Origin of the sequence: Advenella incenata (genome assembly GCF_004217095.1) — a bacterium.
Classification (GTDB): domain Bacteria; phylum Pseudomonadota; class Gammaproteobacteria; order Burkholderiales; family Burkholderiaceae_B; genus Advenella; species Advenella incenata.
Genome location: NZ_SHKO01000002.1, coordinates 571,523 through 585,605 on the forward strand (window position 1 = coordinate 571,523; position 14,083 = coordinate 585,605).

Annotated in this window: 13 protein-coding genes; 4 read left to right on the forward strand and 9 right to left on the reverse strand. The window is 55.3% G+C overall.

Going from position 1 to position 14,083, the window contains the following annotated elements; genetic code table 11:
• Positions 1-234: 234 nt before the first annotated feature.
• From EV681_RS13830 to EV681_RS13850, 5 genes are all read right to left on the reverse strand, one after another.
• Positions 235-1,689 carry an alanine/glycine:cation symporter family protein gene (locus EV681_RS13830; protein WP_130304301.1) on the reverse strand — a complete coding sequence of 485 codons (1,455 nt, stop codon included), beginning with the start codon at positions 1,687-1,689 and terminating at the stop codon, positions 235-237.
• Between the two features lie 111 nt (positions 1,690-1,800).
• Entirely contained in the window at positions 1,801-3,282 is a 1,482-nt protein-coding gene (locus EV681_RS13835) for an aldehyde dehydrogenase (RefSeq protein WP_130304302.1), read from the reverse strand.
• Positions 3,283-3,295: 13 nt separating this feature from the next.
• Entirely contained in the window at positions 3,296-4,159 is an 864-nt protein-coding gene (gene dapA, locus EV681_RS13840; RefSeq protein ID WP_130304303.1) for a 4-hydroxy-tetrahydrodipicolinate synthase, read from the reverse strand.
• Positions 4,160-4,208: 49 nt separating this feature from the next.
• Positions 4,209-5,570 (reverse strand): NAD(P)/FAD-dependent oxidoreductase, encoded by a 1,362-nt coding sequence (locus tag EV681_RS13845; RefSeq protein WP_242612260.1) that lies wholly within the window; start codon positions 5,568-5,570, stop codon positions 4,209-4,211.
• A complete protein-coding gene (locus EV681_RS13850) occupies positions 5,536-6,489 on the reverse strand; it encodes a 4-hydroxyproline epimerase (protein WP_130304304.1) in 954 nt (317 codons plus the stop codon). The genes EV681_RS13845 and EV681_RS13850 overlap by 35 nt, the downstream gene beginning before the upstream one ends.
• Positions 6,490-6,726: 237 nt before the next feature.
• Between EV681_RS13850 and EV681_RS13855 the strand changes: the two genes are divergently transcribed.
• Positions 6,727-7,575 carry an AraC family transcriptional regulator gene (locus EV681_RS13855; protein ID WP_130304305.1) on the forward strand — a complete coding sequence of 283 codons (849 nt, stop codon included), beginning with the start codon at positions 6,727-6,729 and terminating at the stop codon, positions 7,573-7,575.
• Positions 7,576-7,599: 24 nt separating this feature from the next.
• Here the strand turns inward: EV681_RS13855 and queC are convergent, their stop codons facing one another.
• Both queC and EV681_RS13865 read right to left on the reverse strand, forming a co-directional pair.
• The gene (gene queC, locus EV681_RS13860) at positions 7,600-8,307 is read right to left on the reverse strand and encodes a 7-cyano-7-deazaguanine synthase QueC (protein ID WP_128392918.1); all 708 of its coding nucleotides are present in this window, start codon (positions 8,305-8,307) and stop codon (positions 7,600-7,602) included.
• A gap of 68 nt (positions 8,308-8,375) precedes the next feature.
• A complete protein-coding gene (locus EV681_RS13865; RefSeq protein ID WP_130304306.1) occupies positions 8,376-9,281 on the reverse strand; it encodes a LysR family transcriptional regulator in 906 nt (301 codons plus the stop codon).
• A 106-nt stretch (positions 9,282-9,387) separates the two neighbouring features.
• Here EV681_RS13865 and EV681_RS13870 point away from each other — a divergent pair, with 106 nt between their 5' ends.
• The gene (locus EV681_RS13870; protein ID WP_130304307.1) at positions 9,388-10,263 is read left to right on the forward strand and encodes a pirin family protein; all 876 of its coding nucleotides are present in this window, start codon (positions 9,388-9,390) and stop codon (positions 10,261-10,263) included.
• Positions 10,264-10,361: 98 nt separating this feature from the next.
• On the opposite strand, the gene EV681_RS13875 is transcribed toward EV681_RS13870, so the two are convergent.
• Both EV681_RS13875 and EV681_RS13880 read right to left on the reverse strand, forming a co-directional pair.
• The gene (locus tag EV681_RS13875; RefSeq protein ID WP_130304308.1) at positions 10,362-10,748 is read right to left on the reverse strand and encodes a DUF2784 domain-containing protein; all 387 of its coding nucleotides are present in this window, start codon (positions 10,746-10,748) and stop codon (positions 10,362-10,364) included.
• Positions 10,749-10,967: 219 nt separating this feature from the next.
• Entirely contained in the window at positions 10,968-11,873 is a 906-nt protein-coding gene (locus EV681_RS13880) for a LysR family transcriptional regulator (RefSeq protein ID WP_130304309.1), read from the reverse strand.
• A 136-nt stretch (positions 11,874-12,009) separates the two neighbouring features.
• On the opposite strand from EV681_RS13880, the gene trpB reads away from it, so the two are divergent.
• Positions 12,010-13,221, forward strand: a complete 1,212-nt coding sequence (gene trpB, locus EV681_RS13885; protein WP_130304624.1) for a tryptophan synthase subunit beta — start codon at positions 12,010-12,012, stop codon at positions 13,219-13,221.
• On the forward strand, positions 13,218-14,027 hold the full coding sequence (gene trpA, locus EV681_RS13890; protein WP_130304310.1) for a tryptophan synthase subunit alpha: 810 nt from the start codon (positions 13,218-13,220) through the stop codon (positions 14,025-14,027). The genes trpB and trpA overlap by 4 nt, the downstream gene beginning before the upstream one ends.
• Positions 14,028-14,083 lie beyond the last annotated feature (56 nt).

Here is a 14,083-nt window from a genome sequence, read left to right on the forward strand (position 1 = left end):
AAATGCCCGTTGCGACAGGTTTGTGGTGAACGACAGGCTCCTGCAGCACCAAATCGACTTTTTATACTAACACCATTCAATCGGCTATTTCATTTGGAATAATGAGTAGATGTAACGTTTTGATTCGCTGCAAAAGCAGGCGTGGCGGGCCTGTTTGCCTGTTCCATCAGCAATCTGCTCCTATTGCTGTGCAGGCCATCAGTGCGCGCCGCTGCCCTTGCCAGGAAGACCCGGTTAACGGGATTTATTGGCTTTTTCACTATACTCAATCCAGAAATCTGCATTGTCTACACCAGCTACCCGAGGGTCAAATACGGGATCCAGGCCGGCTTTTTTCTGACGATCATAATCCTTGAGCACCTTGATTGCCGGTTTGCTCAACAGGACAATGGCTACAAAGTTCAGGTAACACATGCTGCCAAACCCGATATCACCCAGGCCCCACATCAGGCTGACCGACTGGACGCTGCCCAAATAAACGACTACGAGAAACACAATTTTCAATACGACTTTCAGGATCGGATAGCGCAGTTTACTGTCCAGGTACACCATGGTGGTTTCTGCGATGTAGTAGTAAGCCATCAGCGTGGTAAAGGCAAACAGGAAGATCGCAATGGCGACAAAACTGCTGCCATAATCTGCAAATACGGTGGATACCGCCGCCTGGGTATACGCAGTGCCGGCAACCAGTCCTGGTACATGTTCAACCAGCGGCGATGTCGCACCGGGCGGCAGGACATTGTATGACTCCGTAATCAGGATCATCAATGCCGTAGCGGTGCATACGATGACCGTGTCGATATAGACTGAAAAGCCCTGTACCAGTCCTTGTTTGGCCGGATGCGAGACTTCCGCAGCAGCCGAGCTGAAGGTGGCTTCACCTGCGCCGGCGACGTTGGAAAATACCGCCCGGCGTACGCCCCATGCAATGGCCGTGCCGACAATGCCGCCGAAAACGGCATCAGCGCCAAAAGCGCTGCTGACAATAAGCTGCAGCAGTGCGGGAATCTTTTCGGCATTCGACCCCAGAATGATCGCCATTAATATGACATAGGCAATCGCCATGACCGGTACGACCTTATCGGCAACCCGGGCAATACGTTTGATGCCTCCAAAGATGATCAAGCCGAGTAACGCAGTCACAATGGCGCCTGTGATGTACGAAGGCAGTCCGAAGGCGGTGGAAAAGGACTCGGCAATGGTGTTGGCCTGGATGCCAGGCACCAGCACGCCATAGGAAAGGCAAATGACCGTGGCCGCCACCACTGCGAAAGCCTTTAGCCCCAGGCCTTTTTCGATATAGTAGGGTGAGCCGCCACGATATTGATCGTCTGCGCGCTCCTTGTACACTTGAGCCAGGGTCGATTCAATAAATGCACTGGCGCCGCCCAGCAATGCCATCACAATCATCCAGAACACGGCGCCCGGCCCGCCTGCCGCAATGGCAGTGGCTACCCCTGCAATATTGCCCACACCTACGCGGCCCGATAGGGCCATGCAAAATGCCTGAAAGGACGAGATGCCATCGGCAGATTCCTTGCGCTCGCGCAACAATCGCATCATTTCGAAAAAATATCTGAACTGAACGGCGCGGGTGATGATAGTAAAGTAAAGACCCACACCCAATGCAAGATACACGAGGGTATCCCCCCAGATATACCCGACCAGGGTATTGACGAGTTGCTCCATAATTGAATTCTCCTTTGCAAGCGTTCGCGGCACGTTCTGCCAGCGTAGTTTTTGTAATTAAGTGGGTAAAAAAAAGGCAGACCGGACTAACCGGTTTGCCGTGTCATGCAGTCAGTTCACATACCAGATAGTTTTGGTCTGCAAATACTGGTCAAGCGCCTCTACACCCTTGTCCCGACCACCGAAACCGGACTGCTTATAGCCGCCAAAAGGCGTTGCAATGCTGCCTTCCGAGAAGCCGTTAACCGACACTGTGCCGGCCTTGATTGCCCGGGTAACGTGATGGGCGCGGCTTAGGCTGCGCGTGTAAAAAGAGGCGGCCAGTCCGTAGCTGGAGTTGTTGGCAAGCTCAATGGCCTGCTGGTCCGTGCTGAAACTGGTCACTGCCAGCAATGGGCCAAATACTTCCTCCTGGAAAAGGGCCATTTCAGGTGTGATATTGTCGAAAATGGTCGGTTCGATATACCATCCGCTTCCCTGGTCTTCGTAAATAGTGCCGCCTGCAACCAGCGAGCCTCCCTGGGCCAGCGTTTTGTCCAGATAGGCTTTGACCTTATCGAAATGGGCCTGTTCGATCATTGGACCGATGGCAACTGTCGCATCGCGCGGATCGCCCACTTTCCAGTCGGCCAGTCCCGCCTTGAGTCTGGCCAGAAGGGCATCTTTAATAGACGCGTGTACAATCAGCCGGGATCCACAACTGCAATTCTCACTCATGTTCCAGAACGCGGCAGCAAGGATGGATGGCACGGCGGCATCCAGATCGGCATCTTCGAAAACGATCTGCGGGCTTTTGCCGCCGCACTCGAGCACGATTTCCTTCAAATTGCTTTGGGCTGAATAGTGCAGAAAATAACGACCCACTTCAGTGGAGCCGGTAAAGGAGACCATGTCGACGTCATCATGTCGGCCCAGTGCTTCGCCTACCTTTTCCCCCAGGCCGCAAACCAGTGTGAGCGCACCCGGCGGCACGCCTGCCTGATGCCCCAGTTGCACCATGCGATAGGCGCTGAGCGAGGTCAGTTCTGCCGGCTTGACCACAACTGAATTGCCTGCAGCCAGTGCGGGCGCCACTTTCCAGGCGAACATCTGGGCAGGAAAATTCCATGGCAGGACAACGCCCACGACGCCCATGGGTTCCCTGACAACCAGGCCCAATGCCTCTTTTCCGGTAGGTGCAACCTTGTCGAACAGTTTGTCGATGATTTCTGCGTACCAGTAAAATGTCTCGATAGTGGCCGGCATATCGGTGTTAAGGCATTCAGTAATCGGCTTGCCTGCATCGATACAATCGAGCGCCGCCAGTTCTTCCAGATTTTCCTGGAGCAGGGCGGCCCAGCGCAACATGATTTGCTTTCGTTCTGCCGGCGCAAGCTGCGACCACTCACCCGACACAAACGAAGCGCGCGCAGCGGCTACTGCCGCATCCATGTCGTGAGCCTCACCGTCGGCAATATGGCCGATCACCGTATTGTCGATCGGACTGCGGTTCTCCAGTTTGCCACCTGTACTGGTGTAATTCGGGATCAGGTGGCCGGCCCAGAGTTCTGCCCGGGCCGCCTGTTCAAAAATGGTGTCTTTGCTCAATGTCATCTCTCGCTCCGGTTTATTTGAGCAGCGCAAGAAATTCCTGCTTCTCGCTGTCTGACAGATTGACCAGCGGCAGACGGACATTGCCGGCATCGAAGGTGCCGCGCAGGCAGCCGATCTTGGCCTTCTGGTTGTAGTTGCCAGATTCCATGGAGTGGATGGCCGGATACATATCGGTCATGATTTTTTTTGCCGTGTCCCAATCCTTGCTGGCGGCTGCGTTGAACAAGGCAATTTGTTCGTCGGGGAAAACATTCGCGGCACCTGCAATCCAGCTGGTGGCGCCCCAGAAAAAATAGTCGACTGGCTGATCATCACAACCGCAAATCACCTGGAAATCATCGAAATTGGCCTGGATCATGCGTAATGCCTGACTGAAATTGCCGCTGCTTTCTTTGATTGCCTTGATGTTGGGATGGCGTGCCAGGCGCGCTACCGTCTCGAACTCGATTTCGACGCCGACACGCGCAGGGAAGTTGTACATGATGATAGGCAAGTCTGTGGCTGACGCGACATATTCAAAAAATGCAATGATTCCCTCCTGGCTGGGCAGGCTATAGGGCGGTACCGACAGCATCAGACCATCGTAGCCCAGGCGCTTGGCCTCATGTGCACGGCGTATCGCTACCTCGGCGGACAGGTCGCTGATTCCTGCGATTAATGTCGCCTTGCCTTTGCCTGCCTGGGCGATTGTCTGCAAGACCGCGGCGCGTTCCTCTTCCGAAAAAGTGTAATATTCCCCGGTGGTGCCGCAGGCCACCAGGCCGGTCACTCCTTTGTCGATATAGGCCAGTGCCAGTTCTTGCAGACGGGCGGTATCGACTTTGTTATTCGAGTCAAACGGTGTAACCATGGGTACCAGAATGCCGTTCAGATTCATTGTGTTGCTCCTTTTTGATGAGATGCGTGAAAACGGAGTTTTTGCGCAGCTAAAACGAAGTTTCTGCGCAGCTAAAACGGTGTAAGCGATAGGGGCGTATGTCAATGCCCGGCTCGGTATTGAAGTACAGTGCCTGGATCAGTTCAGCCGTAACGGCAGCCTGGGTCAGTCCCAGGTGTTGATGACCAAACGCCAGCAGCACCGGCCCCTGCCGATCGATGACCGGTAGCGAATCGGCAATAGAAGGACGAAAGCCCATCCAGGATGTTGCGTCCGAATCATCCAGCGGGGCGTTCATCATCGGCTGAGCCAGTTGCAGCAATTGCTGCGCGCGCTGCATGTTGGGTGGTGCCTGCAAACCGGCAAACTCCACGGTCCCGGCCAGCCTCAGCCCCTCTTGCATTGGCGTCATGATGAAATGCCGGTCAATGCTCGATACCGGGACAGACAATCGAGCTGTTTCGTTCGGCAGCATCAGGTGATAGCCACGCTCGGTGTCCAGTGGCACATCTACGCCTGTGAGCTGGCGCACCAGCGGTCTGGAATGGGCACCTGCACAAACGACAACATGCTTTGCACACCACTGGCCTGATGACGTATGCAATCGCACGGAGTGATCATCCTGAACGGCTGCCTGCAAAACCTTGCAGCCTTCGTGTAGCTGTCCGCCCATTTGCATGAATGCAGTCTTGAGCTGTCCGGTCACCGCATTCAGGTTTGTCACATGGCCGGTCTGAGGGTAGAAAAGCGCGCCCAGCTGATTTGCTGCCAGTGCGGGCTCGCGTTCGCGCAATGCGTTCGTATCCAGCCAGTTATTGGCAATGCCCATGGCGCTAAGGCGTGCACCATGCTGCTGTAATCCGGCGATGCTCTTCGGGTTTTCTGCCACCAACAAAGATCCCTGAATTCGTATCCATTGCGACAACTCCCATTCATCTGAGAACGTTTGCCATGCGTTCAGGCTCTGTTGGTTCAGCGCCAGCAAGGCCTGATGGATCTGCTCGGCGCGCGCGGGACGCATATTTGCCAGCAATTTGAAAAACCACGGCATGATCTGCGCAAGATAGCGCCAGTCCAGTCGCAACGGACCCATGGGGTCCAGCAGCATGCGTGGCAATTGCCGGACAATAGCCAGATCGGCAATGGGGAAAACCTGCTCAATGGCAATATGGCCAGCATTGCCACAAGAGGCGCCGCCACCGGCTTTGTCTGCCTCCAGCAACACCACTTGCACGCCTGCGCGTTGCAGACTCACTGCAATGCTCAGGCCGATGATGCCCGCGCCAATGATAATTACGCGAGTGCAAGACGACGTGCCGGTCATGTCCGAAAATACCCGGAGCGTGGTAAGGCCGCAGTGAGAGGGAGAGCGGTGTTCATGCTGCAGCGATTCCCCATTTGAAAGGATCATGGTCATCGAGAATCAGGCAATTTTCGGCGCACATATAGGCATTGCCACGGATCACCGGCACGATGCCGTCGCCGCTGACGTCCGGGCGATAATAGGCAGTGAAATGGCTGCCGATCACACTGGCCTGGCGCCAGCTTTGCCCAGGTTCAAGCAACCTGTCTGCTGCCAGACACGCGAGTTTGGCACTTGTTCCCGTTCCGCAAGGTGAGCGATCATAGGCCTTGCCCGGGCACAGAACAAAACTCTGGCTATCGGCCGATGCGGTCTGGCCGAACAGTTCGATATGATCGATATCACCGCCATTTTCTCCGGTAATGCCAGAGGCGGTAAGCGCCTGTCGAATGGCCCAACTGACGTGGGTCAGCTGATCGACATTGTCAATATGAATATTGGCAAGCGCCTGGTTCACCAGGAAAAACCAGTTGCCGCCCCAGGCTATATCGCCTGTGACCGGGCCGATTCCCGGCACCTGTACCGTGACGTCCTTGCGATAGCGCCAGGATCGCACATTGCGCACCGATACACTGCCGTCCTCATGCAGGGTGCAATGGACATTGCCTACCGGTGTCTCGATCGTGTGCTCCCCGGCCTGAATGCGTCCCAGATACGCGAGCGATGCGATCAGACCAATGGTGCCATGTCCGCACATGCCCAGATACCCGCTGTTATTGAAGAAAATGACCCCGGCAGTCGCTTGCGCATCTACCGGTTCACACAGCAATGCGCCGACCAGTATGTCGTTGCCGCGCGGCTCCAGGATAATTGCCCGGCGCAGCATATCGTATTTTTCTTTGAATAGATCCAGCTTATCTGCCATGGAGCCGTTACCCAGACCGGGAAATCCTTGGTAGACCAATCGGGTCGGTTCTCCTTCAGTATGGGAATCGATGACGTGTAGTTTTGTATATCGATCATGCATAAATGGTGTATTCGCTTAAACAGAAAAGGGATGAATGTTCATCGAGTTCTTATTAGCTTGATCGAAATAGCAATACCTGTCTTGACCGTTTTCTCCATTTCTCTGTCGAAAACTGCATAGCCGGGTTTGCAGGGCGGTGGTAACATCGGCAATATGCACCGCTTGCGGAAAATGATCAGGATTTTCCCGAATCCGAATCTGCTTGCGGCTGCAACGCGGACAGAATGAAAAATGCAAATGGCAAATGAACTTTCCTTATCGAGACGCGATCCGCAGCTGTCAGGCGGGCCCTCTGACGCTGCACCCATTTCAGCGCTGGTCACTGCGGTGGCTGAAAACTTTCGGCCGCAGAACCTGGAAGCGCTGTTGTGTCATCTGTCGATTCTCGCGCCGATTTTCGATGCATTACCCAATGTTGTATTCTTTATCAAGAACACGCGCGCAGAGTATGTTCTGGTCAATCAGACTTTGGCCAAGCGCTGCGGTCTTGAGTGTGTGGCAGATGTGCTGGGCAAGCCATCGCGTGAGGTGTTCAATACGCGACAGGGTAACGAATATACGGAGCAGGATTATCGTGTGCTGCATACCGGCGATTGCATTGCCGACAAGCTTGAACTGCACTTTTACAGTTCAGGTGAGCTTGGCTGGTGCCTGACGCACAAAATGCCTATATACGGTGCTTGCGGCCAGATTATTGCAATGGCGGGCGTGTCCGTCGATATTCAGTCGGACGAGCTGAATCAGCCCGGCACCAATGAAAGACTGGAGAAAGTAGAAAGTTATGTGCGTACGCATTTTGATCAGGTGATCCGCATGGAAACGCTGGCCGATATTTCAGGGTTATCGATGTCACAGCTGGAGCGCAACTTCAAGAAAATATTTCATATGACCCCGCTGCAATTCATTCAGAAAACCCGCCTGGAGCATGCACTGCGTCTGCTGGATCAGAATATGACCATTACCGAGATCTCTGCCCGTTGCGGCTATACGGACCACAGCGCATTCAGTCGTCAGTTCAAGCAGCTTACGGGCGTATCACCTTCGCAATTCAAGGAAAAAAGAGCAGGGCATCACGTAACGGTGTAGCAGCCGCCCCGTGGGCGGCATGGTTCAATGATTTTCGTGCGCGCTCTTGTACAGTTCATAGCCCTTGCGCCGCAAGTCACACGCCGGGCATTGATTGCAGCCGTAACCCCAGGGATGGCGATGTTGCCGGTCTCCCAGGTAGCAGGTATGGGTATGTTCTTCAATGAGTTGCACCAGTGGTTGTCCGCCCAGTGTGCTTGCCATGTGCCAGGTTTTTTCCTTATCGATCCACATCAACGGGGTTTCAATCACCATGGGCCGGTCCAGGCCCAGACTGAGTGAGACCTGCAGCGATTTGAGTGTATTGTCGCGACAATCGGGATAGCCCGAATAGTCGGTTTCGCACATGCCGCCAACCAACACTTCCAGCCCGCGCCGGTACGCCAGCGCAGCTGCAAAATTGAAGAACAACAGGTTGCGCCCTGGTACAAAGGTGTTGGGCAGGCCGCTTTGTTCGAACTCGATAGCTTTGTCCTGCGTCAGCGCCGTATCGCTGATCTGCCCCAGTACTGAAAGATCAAGCATATGATCATTGCCAAGCCTGGCGCTCCAGGCGGGAAAGTGCACGCGCAACTGTTCGATGACCTGATCGCGACACGTCAATTCAATGGCGTGCCGTTGCCCATAGGAAAAGCCAATGGTTTCGACATATTGGTACCGGTCCAGTGCCCAGGCCAGGCAGGTGGTGGAATCCTGGCCACCGGAAAAAAGGACAAGCGCCTTGTTATTCATGTCATATTCCCTGTTTGATATAAAGTGAACTGACCGCTATCATATCAAGCCAGCGTGCCGGCGGCGTTTCAATCTTCCTCCAGTGCATCAAAGCGCTGGACCAGGTAGTCAATCAACGCACGTACGGCTGGCATCTGGCCACGTCGCGATGAAAACACCGCATGGATAATTTCGCGCCGCGGTCGCCAATCGGGGAGCGGCCTGACCAGGGTGCCTTGTTCAAGTTGATCACAGACCATCAGGGTTGGCAACTGCACAATACCTACGCCGGCCAGGGCTGCAATACGCAAGCTGATCATGTCGGTTGTGATCAGGCGGGGAAAGTGATGGATCACGGCCTGGGCAGAGTCCGGCCCGAATAATGTCCAGGAAAACTGCTGTTGTGGCTGACCCAGACCAAGGCTGGGCCAGTCCGCCAGGTCGGCCGGTGCGGTTGGGACACCACAGCGTTCCATCAGCGCAGGGCTGGCGACCAGGCACTGACTGCGGTCAGACAGGGTACGCATGACCAAATTGCTGTCCTGTATCGGTGGCGGGCGGACCCGAAGTGCAATATCAATGGCCTCTGCCACAGGATCGACCCGCCGATTGGTGGCGTCGATCTGTATGGTGACTTGCGGGTACAGCATCATGAAGTCGGCAAGCATGCACCCCACATTTGTTTGAAGCAGGGCGATGGGGCAACTGATGCGTATGACGCCACGCGGCTCGGCCCGGGTCATGTCGATGATGGCCTGGGCCGCTTCTGCCTCGATCAGCATGGCTTTACAGTGTTCGTAATAGGCCAGGCCCACGTCGGTCACGCCAAATTGGCGGGTGGAGCGGTGTATCAGGCGTACGCCTAATTGCTCTTCCAGCATTCGGAGCTTGCGGCTGAGCGTAGATTTGGGGATGCCCAGCGCCCTGCCTGCAGGCGCCAAGCCCTTGTGATCCACAATCTGCACGAAATAATAAAGATTATTAAGGTCTTGCATCGTATTTATCGTTCCATATCTGGAACGATGTCTCCAATTTTTAGATCTACCGGAAAACTCGTTCCAAGTTTATGCTATCTATATCGTCACTACAAGGAGATGACAAATGAAAAAAGTACTTGGAATCTATAGCGCCCCCCGCCCTCATTGGGTAGGAGATGGTTTTCCGGTCAGGTCCATGTTTTCGTATCAAAGCCATGGCAAGCAACTGAGCCCCTTCCTGCTGCTGGACTATGCCGGTCCGGCCGATTTTGCACCAGTTCAGCATAAACGGGGAGTGGGCCAGCATCCTCACCGGGGTTTCGAGACGGTGACAATCGTCTATAAGGGTGAAGTAAGCCATCGCGATTCAACCGGGCAGGGCGGCACAATCGGCCCCGGCGATGTGCAATGGATGACTGCGGGCGGCGGCATATTGCATGAGGAATTTCACTCAGAAGCGTTCACCAGCCAGGGTGGTGCGCTGGAGATGGTGCAACTGTGGGTCAATTTGCCGGCCAAAGACAAAATGACCACGCCGGGTTATCAGGCAGTGCTCGATAGCGATATACCCGTGGTTGCGCTGCCGAACGAAGCAGGCACGGTACGCGTGATTGCAGGTGAGTATGGGCAACAGAAAGGACCTGCACACACGTTTACGCCAATGCATGTCTGGGATATGCGCATCAGGCAAGGCGGCATTACCGAGTTTGAGGTCCCGGAAGGCTGGAGCACTGCGTTGGTGGTGTTGCGTGGAACCGTGCTGGTCAACGGCGATACGGTAGCACGCGAGGCGCAACTGGTTGTGCTGGACAAAGCCGATCGTCATATGGCTATCGAGGCAAACAGCGATGCTGTTGTGCTGTTGCTCTGCGGCGAGCCCATTGATGAGCCGATTGTCGGTTACGGTCCGTTTGTCATGAATAGCCAGGACCAGATCGCCCAGGCCATCAGCGACTTCAATAGCGGTCGTTTTGGCCAGATGGCTGAAGTTTCAGCATAGCAGTCGTGTTGTTGTTAAAGCGATGGGCGCCCTGCCCATCGCGCTGGTGTCCAGCCCCAACCCGTGTTGGTAAAATGAGGAGCACTCGCGGGTGCCCCTCATTTTTTTCTGTCGGCCGTTTTCTGTCCGCCATAGCGCTGCCATACCAGGATGTAAATAATGACATTCAGAATAATCAGACCAGTCGCCAGCAGCACCTGTACTTCGCGGGTAAGCCCCGGCGGATAAATGGCCAATAGCAGGTAATGCTCCAGAAAACCACCGGTATAGGCTTGTTGGCCGGCCATGTCCCGCAATGTGTTCTCCAGTGGTGTCAACGGGCAGATGGCGCCCAGCCCGACGATGGCAGCACCCCAGACCAGCGCCGGCACATGCAGCCAGATGACGTTAAAGCGCAGCAAAACAAGCAGTCCGCCAAATATGGCAAACAGAATAAAGGCAAAATGCGCAACCAGAACCAGGTCGGCAAGCACACGATAAAGCATGGTTTTCCTTTTGGCTCTATTGGCAGGAAGTAGCATGATCATTGCCCGGGCCATGCACGCTGCGCCAGTCATTTAAAACGCCGCCCGCATCTGTTCACCGTGGCGTGCTTGCAATGCTGTGAGTGTGTATGGCGTACCGGCGTGGCACTGGCCCGGTATGAACGGCGAGCCCTGTGCATATTTTAGGGCCGCAGCCGATTTATCACAAATGTATAAATACTAGGATTTGGGCTGGATCGCGACATCCAGCGCCTTGCCCAGCCAGTCTGCCAGCAAGGCGCAGCGTTGATCCGCACGGGCTCGCGGCACCCAAAGACTTAAGCGTGCATTCGTTTGCACAAAGCCCCAGGGCGCTTCCAGCCGCCGGGCGGCAAGGTCATCGGCAACGACCTGTTTGGGAGCGATGGCCACGCCCAGGCCTGCCGTAGCCGCTTCCAGAAGGTAATAAAGATGCTCGAACGCGGTGCCCAATTGCAGGCTGTCGCCCGGCAATTGGTTTGCCTGCGCCCATTGTGCCCAGGCCTGCGGCCGGGACGCCGGATACATAAGCGGTTCATGCAATAGCGAGCTTATCGGTGCATCTACCAGTGAGGCATAGTTGGCATATCTCGGACTGAGCACGGCACCAATATATTCCGCGCCCAGGTCGTGCACAAGCATGTCATCGGGCCAGGGAGGGGCTGCAAAGCAAAGGGTTGCATCGACATTGGGATTGCGCGGGTCCAGTTCTCCTTCTCCCGCGGTCAATTGCAAGCGCAATTGGGGCAGGTCCTGGTTAAGTTTGTCCAGCCTGGGGATGAACCAGCGCGCCAACAGACTGCCCGGACAGGCAAGCACAAAAGGCAGGTTACCGCTACGATGGCGGATCTCGGCGCAGGCGCTGCGTACCCGGTCAAAGGCCGCGGCACTGGCGTCGCGCAGCAACAGGCCGGAATCTGTGAGTTTTATACCACGCCCTTCTTTCTCGAACAGCGCGACGCCAAGGGACGACTCAAGCACCCGGATCTGCCGGCTGATCGCCCCGTGCGTAACGTGCAGTTCGTTTCCTGCTTTGCTCACGCTGAGCAGGCGCGCTGCGGCCTCGAATGCAAGCAAGGCATTAAGGGGTGGGATATCTCTTGGCATAATGTGTGAGTTTATTTGACATATCAGGGCTATTTTATCGCTTTTTTTATAGCGGCAGCTGGCTTATGCTGTATTCATGAAAACAGGCTTTGCGATCGACACAGGCGGAAAGCACATGACAGGAGAATGGACACCCATGGTTTCATTGAACACAGATACGCGCGTGGCGGGGATGTTTGGCGAATTTGGCGGGCAATACGTTGCCGAAACGCTCATGCCGCTGATTCACGAACTGGCTGCCGAATACGAAAAAGCCGAGACAGATGAAAGCTTCCAAAAGGAATTGGCCTATTTTCAGCGAGATTATGTGGGACGACCCAGCCCGCTTTACTATGCAGAGCGGCTGACCGAACACCTGGGCGGAGCGAAAATTTACCTCAAGCGTGAGGAGCTCAATCATACCGGGGCGCACAAAATCAATAACTGTATCGGCCAGATTCTGCTGGCGCGACGCATGGGCAAGAAAAGAATTATTGCCGAGACCGGTGCCGGGATGCATGGGGTCGCAACAGCCACTGTTGCTGCCCGCTTTGGTTTGCAATGCGTCATTTACATGGGTAGCACCGATATTGATCGCCAGCAGGCCAACGTATTTCGTATGAAATTGCTGGGCGCGCAGGTTTTGCCTGTCACAGCAGGCACTGGCACGTTAAAGGACGCCATGAACGAGGCCTTGCGTGATTGGGTCACCAATGTCGACACCACCTATTATCTGATTGGTACGGTGGCTGGTCCTCATCCCTATCCCACTATGGTCCGGGATTTTCAGGCAGTGATCGGCCGGGAAACCCGCGAGCAGATGCTGGCCCAGGAAGGCCGCTTGCCCGACTCGCTTGTCGCCTGCGTAGGGGGCGGTTCCAACGCCATTGGCCTGTTCCATGATTTCCTGGATGACAAGGATGTGAATATTATCGGCGTGGAAGCGGCGGGCCATGGCATTGAAAGCGGCAAGCATGCCGCGAGTCTGAACGGGGGCGTGCCTGGCGTATTGCATGGTAATCGCACGTTCCTGCTGCAGGATGATGATGGGCAGATTATTGATGCCCATTCGATATCTGCCGGCCTGGATTACCCGGGCATTGGTCCTGAGCATGCCTGGCTGCACAGCATCGGGCGGGTGCAATACACGGCAATCACAGACGATGAAGCGCTTGACGCTCTGCATCAATGCTGTCGCCTGGAAGGGATTATTCCCGCGCTGGAAAGCGCTCATGCACTGGCCGAAGCGTTCAAGCAGGCACCATCGCTGCCCAGGGATCACCTGATGGTCGTGAACCTGTCCGGGCGTGGAGACAAGGATATGCAAACTGTGATGCAACATAGCAAAGAGAAGGAGCAACAAGCATGAGTCGCCTGCAACAGCGTTTTGCACAACTGAAGAGCGAGAATCGCGCGGCCCTGGTCACGTTTCTGACTGCCGGTGATCCGGACTATGATACTGCCGCCGCAATTCTTAACGGATTGCCGCAAGCGGGCGCCGATATTATCGAACTTGGCATGCCGTTTACCGATCCGATGGCCGACGGTCCTGCCATTCAGCTTTCCAGCCTTCGCGCACTGGCGCAGGGTCAGAATGTTGCCGCCACCCTGAAAATGATCGGTGAGTTTCGGCAGCACGATAACGAAACGCCGATTGTGCTGATGGGGTATTTCAATCCTATTCACCGCTATGGCGTGGATCGGTTTATTGCCGACGCAGGCAAGGCGGGGGTGGATGGGCTGATCGTGGTGGATCTGCCGGCTGAACACGATCGTGATCTTTGCCTTCCGGCGCAGGCTGCTGGCATTGACTTCGTACGCCTGACCACACCCACAAGCGATGACGCCCGTTTGCAGCAGATCCTGGGTAATGCCGGCGGCTTTGTCTATTACGTTTCTGTTGCGGGCACCACCGGTGCCGGTTCAGCGACCATAGAACATGTTCAGCAAGCTGTCACGCGGATTCGCAGGCATACCGATCTGCCGGTAAGCGTGGGTTTCGGGATCCGTACACCGGAACAGGCGGCCAATATTGCCAGGGTGGCCGATGGCGTTGTTGTCGGCTCGGCGCTGGTGCAGAAGATTGCGCAGGCAAACAGTGGTGAGCAGGCCAGGGTCGATGTGCTGGAGCTTTGTAGTGAATTGGCGCAGGCGGTACGGAAGGCGCGTGGTTGATCGGCGTTCATTACGTATGTGTTATTAAAAAAATGATGGCCAGGGTGCAAGAAGGT

Excerpts from the sequence above, each read along its gene's own strand:
- EV681_RS13870 (WP_130304307.1), top strand. The coding sequence starts at position 9,388 with ATGAAAAAAGTACTTGGAATCTATAGCGCCCCCCGCCCTCATTGGGTA.
- EV681_RS13880 (WP_130304309.1), bottom strand. The coding sequence starts at position 11,873 with ATGCCAAGAGATATCCCACCCCTTAATGCCTTGCTTGCATTCGAGGCC.
- trpB (WP_130304624.1), top strand. The coding sequence starts at position 12,010 with ATGGTTTCATTGAACACAGATACGCGCGTGGCGGGGATGTTTGGCGAA.
- EV681_RS13875 (WP_130304308.1), bottom strand. The coding sequence starts at position 10,748 with ATGCTTTATCGTGTGCTTGCCGACCTGGTTCTGGTTGCGCATTTTGCC.
- EV681_RS13855 (WP_130304305.1), top strand. The coding sequence starts at position 6,727 with ATGGCAAATGAACTTTCCTTATCGAGACGCGATCCGCAGCTGTCAGGC.
- trpA (WP_130304310.1), top strand. The coding sequence starts at position 13,218 with ATGAGTCGCCTGCAACAGCGTTTTGCACAACTGAAGAGCGAGAATCGC.
- EV681_RS13865 (WP_130304306.1), bottom strand. The coding sequence starts at position 9,281 with ATGCAAGACCTTAATAATCTTTATTATTTCGTGCAGATTGTGGATCAC.
- EV681_RS13835 (WP_130304302.1), bottom strand. The coding sequence starts at position 3,282 with ATGACATTGAGCAAAGACACCATTTTTGAACAGGCGGCCCGGGCAGAA.
- dapA (WP_130304303.1), bottom strand. The coding sequence starts at position 4,159 with ATGAATCTGAACGGCATTCTGGTACCCATGGTTACACCGTTTGACTCG.
- queC (WP_128392918.1), bottom strand. The coding sequence starts at position 8,307 with ATGAATAACAAGGCGCTTGTCCTTTTTTCCGGTGGCCAGGATTCCACC.
- EV681_RS13845 (WP_242612260.1), bottom strand. The coding sequence starts at position 5,570 with ATGATCCTTTCAAATGGGGAATCGCTGCAGCATGAACACCGCTCTCCC.
- EV681_RS13830 (WP_130304301.1), bottom strand. The coding sequence starts at position 1,689 with ATGGAGCAACTCGTCAATACCCTGGTCGGGTATATCTGGGGGGATACC.
- EV681_RS13850 (WP_130304304.1), bottom strand. The coding sequence starts at position 6,489 with ATGCATGATCGATATACAAAACTACACGTCATCGATTCCCATACTGAA.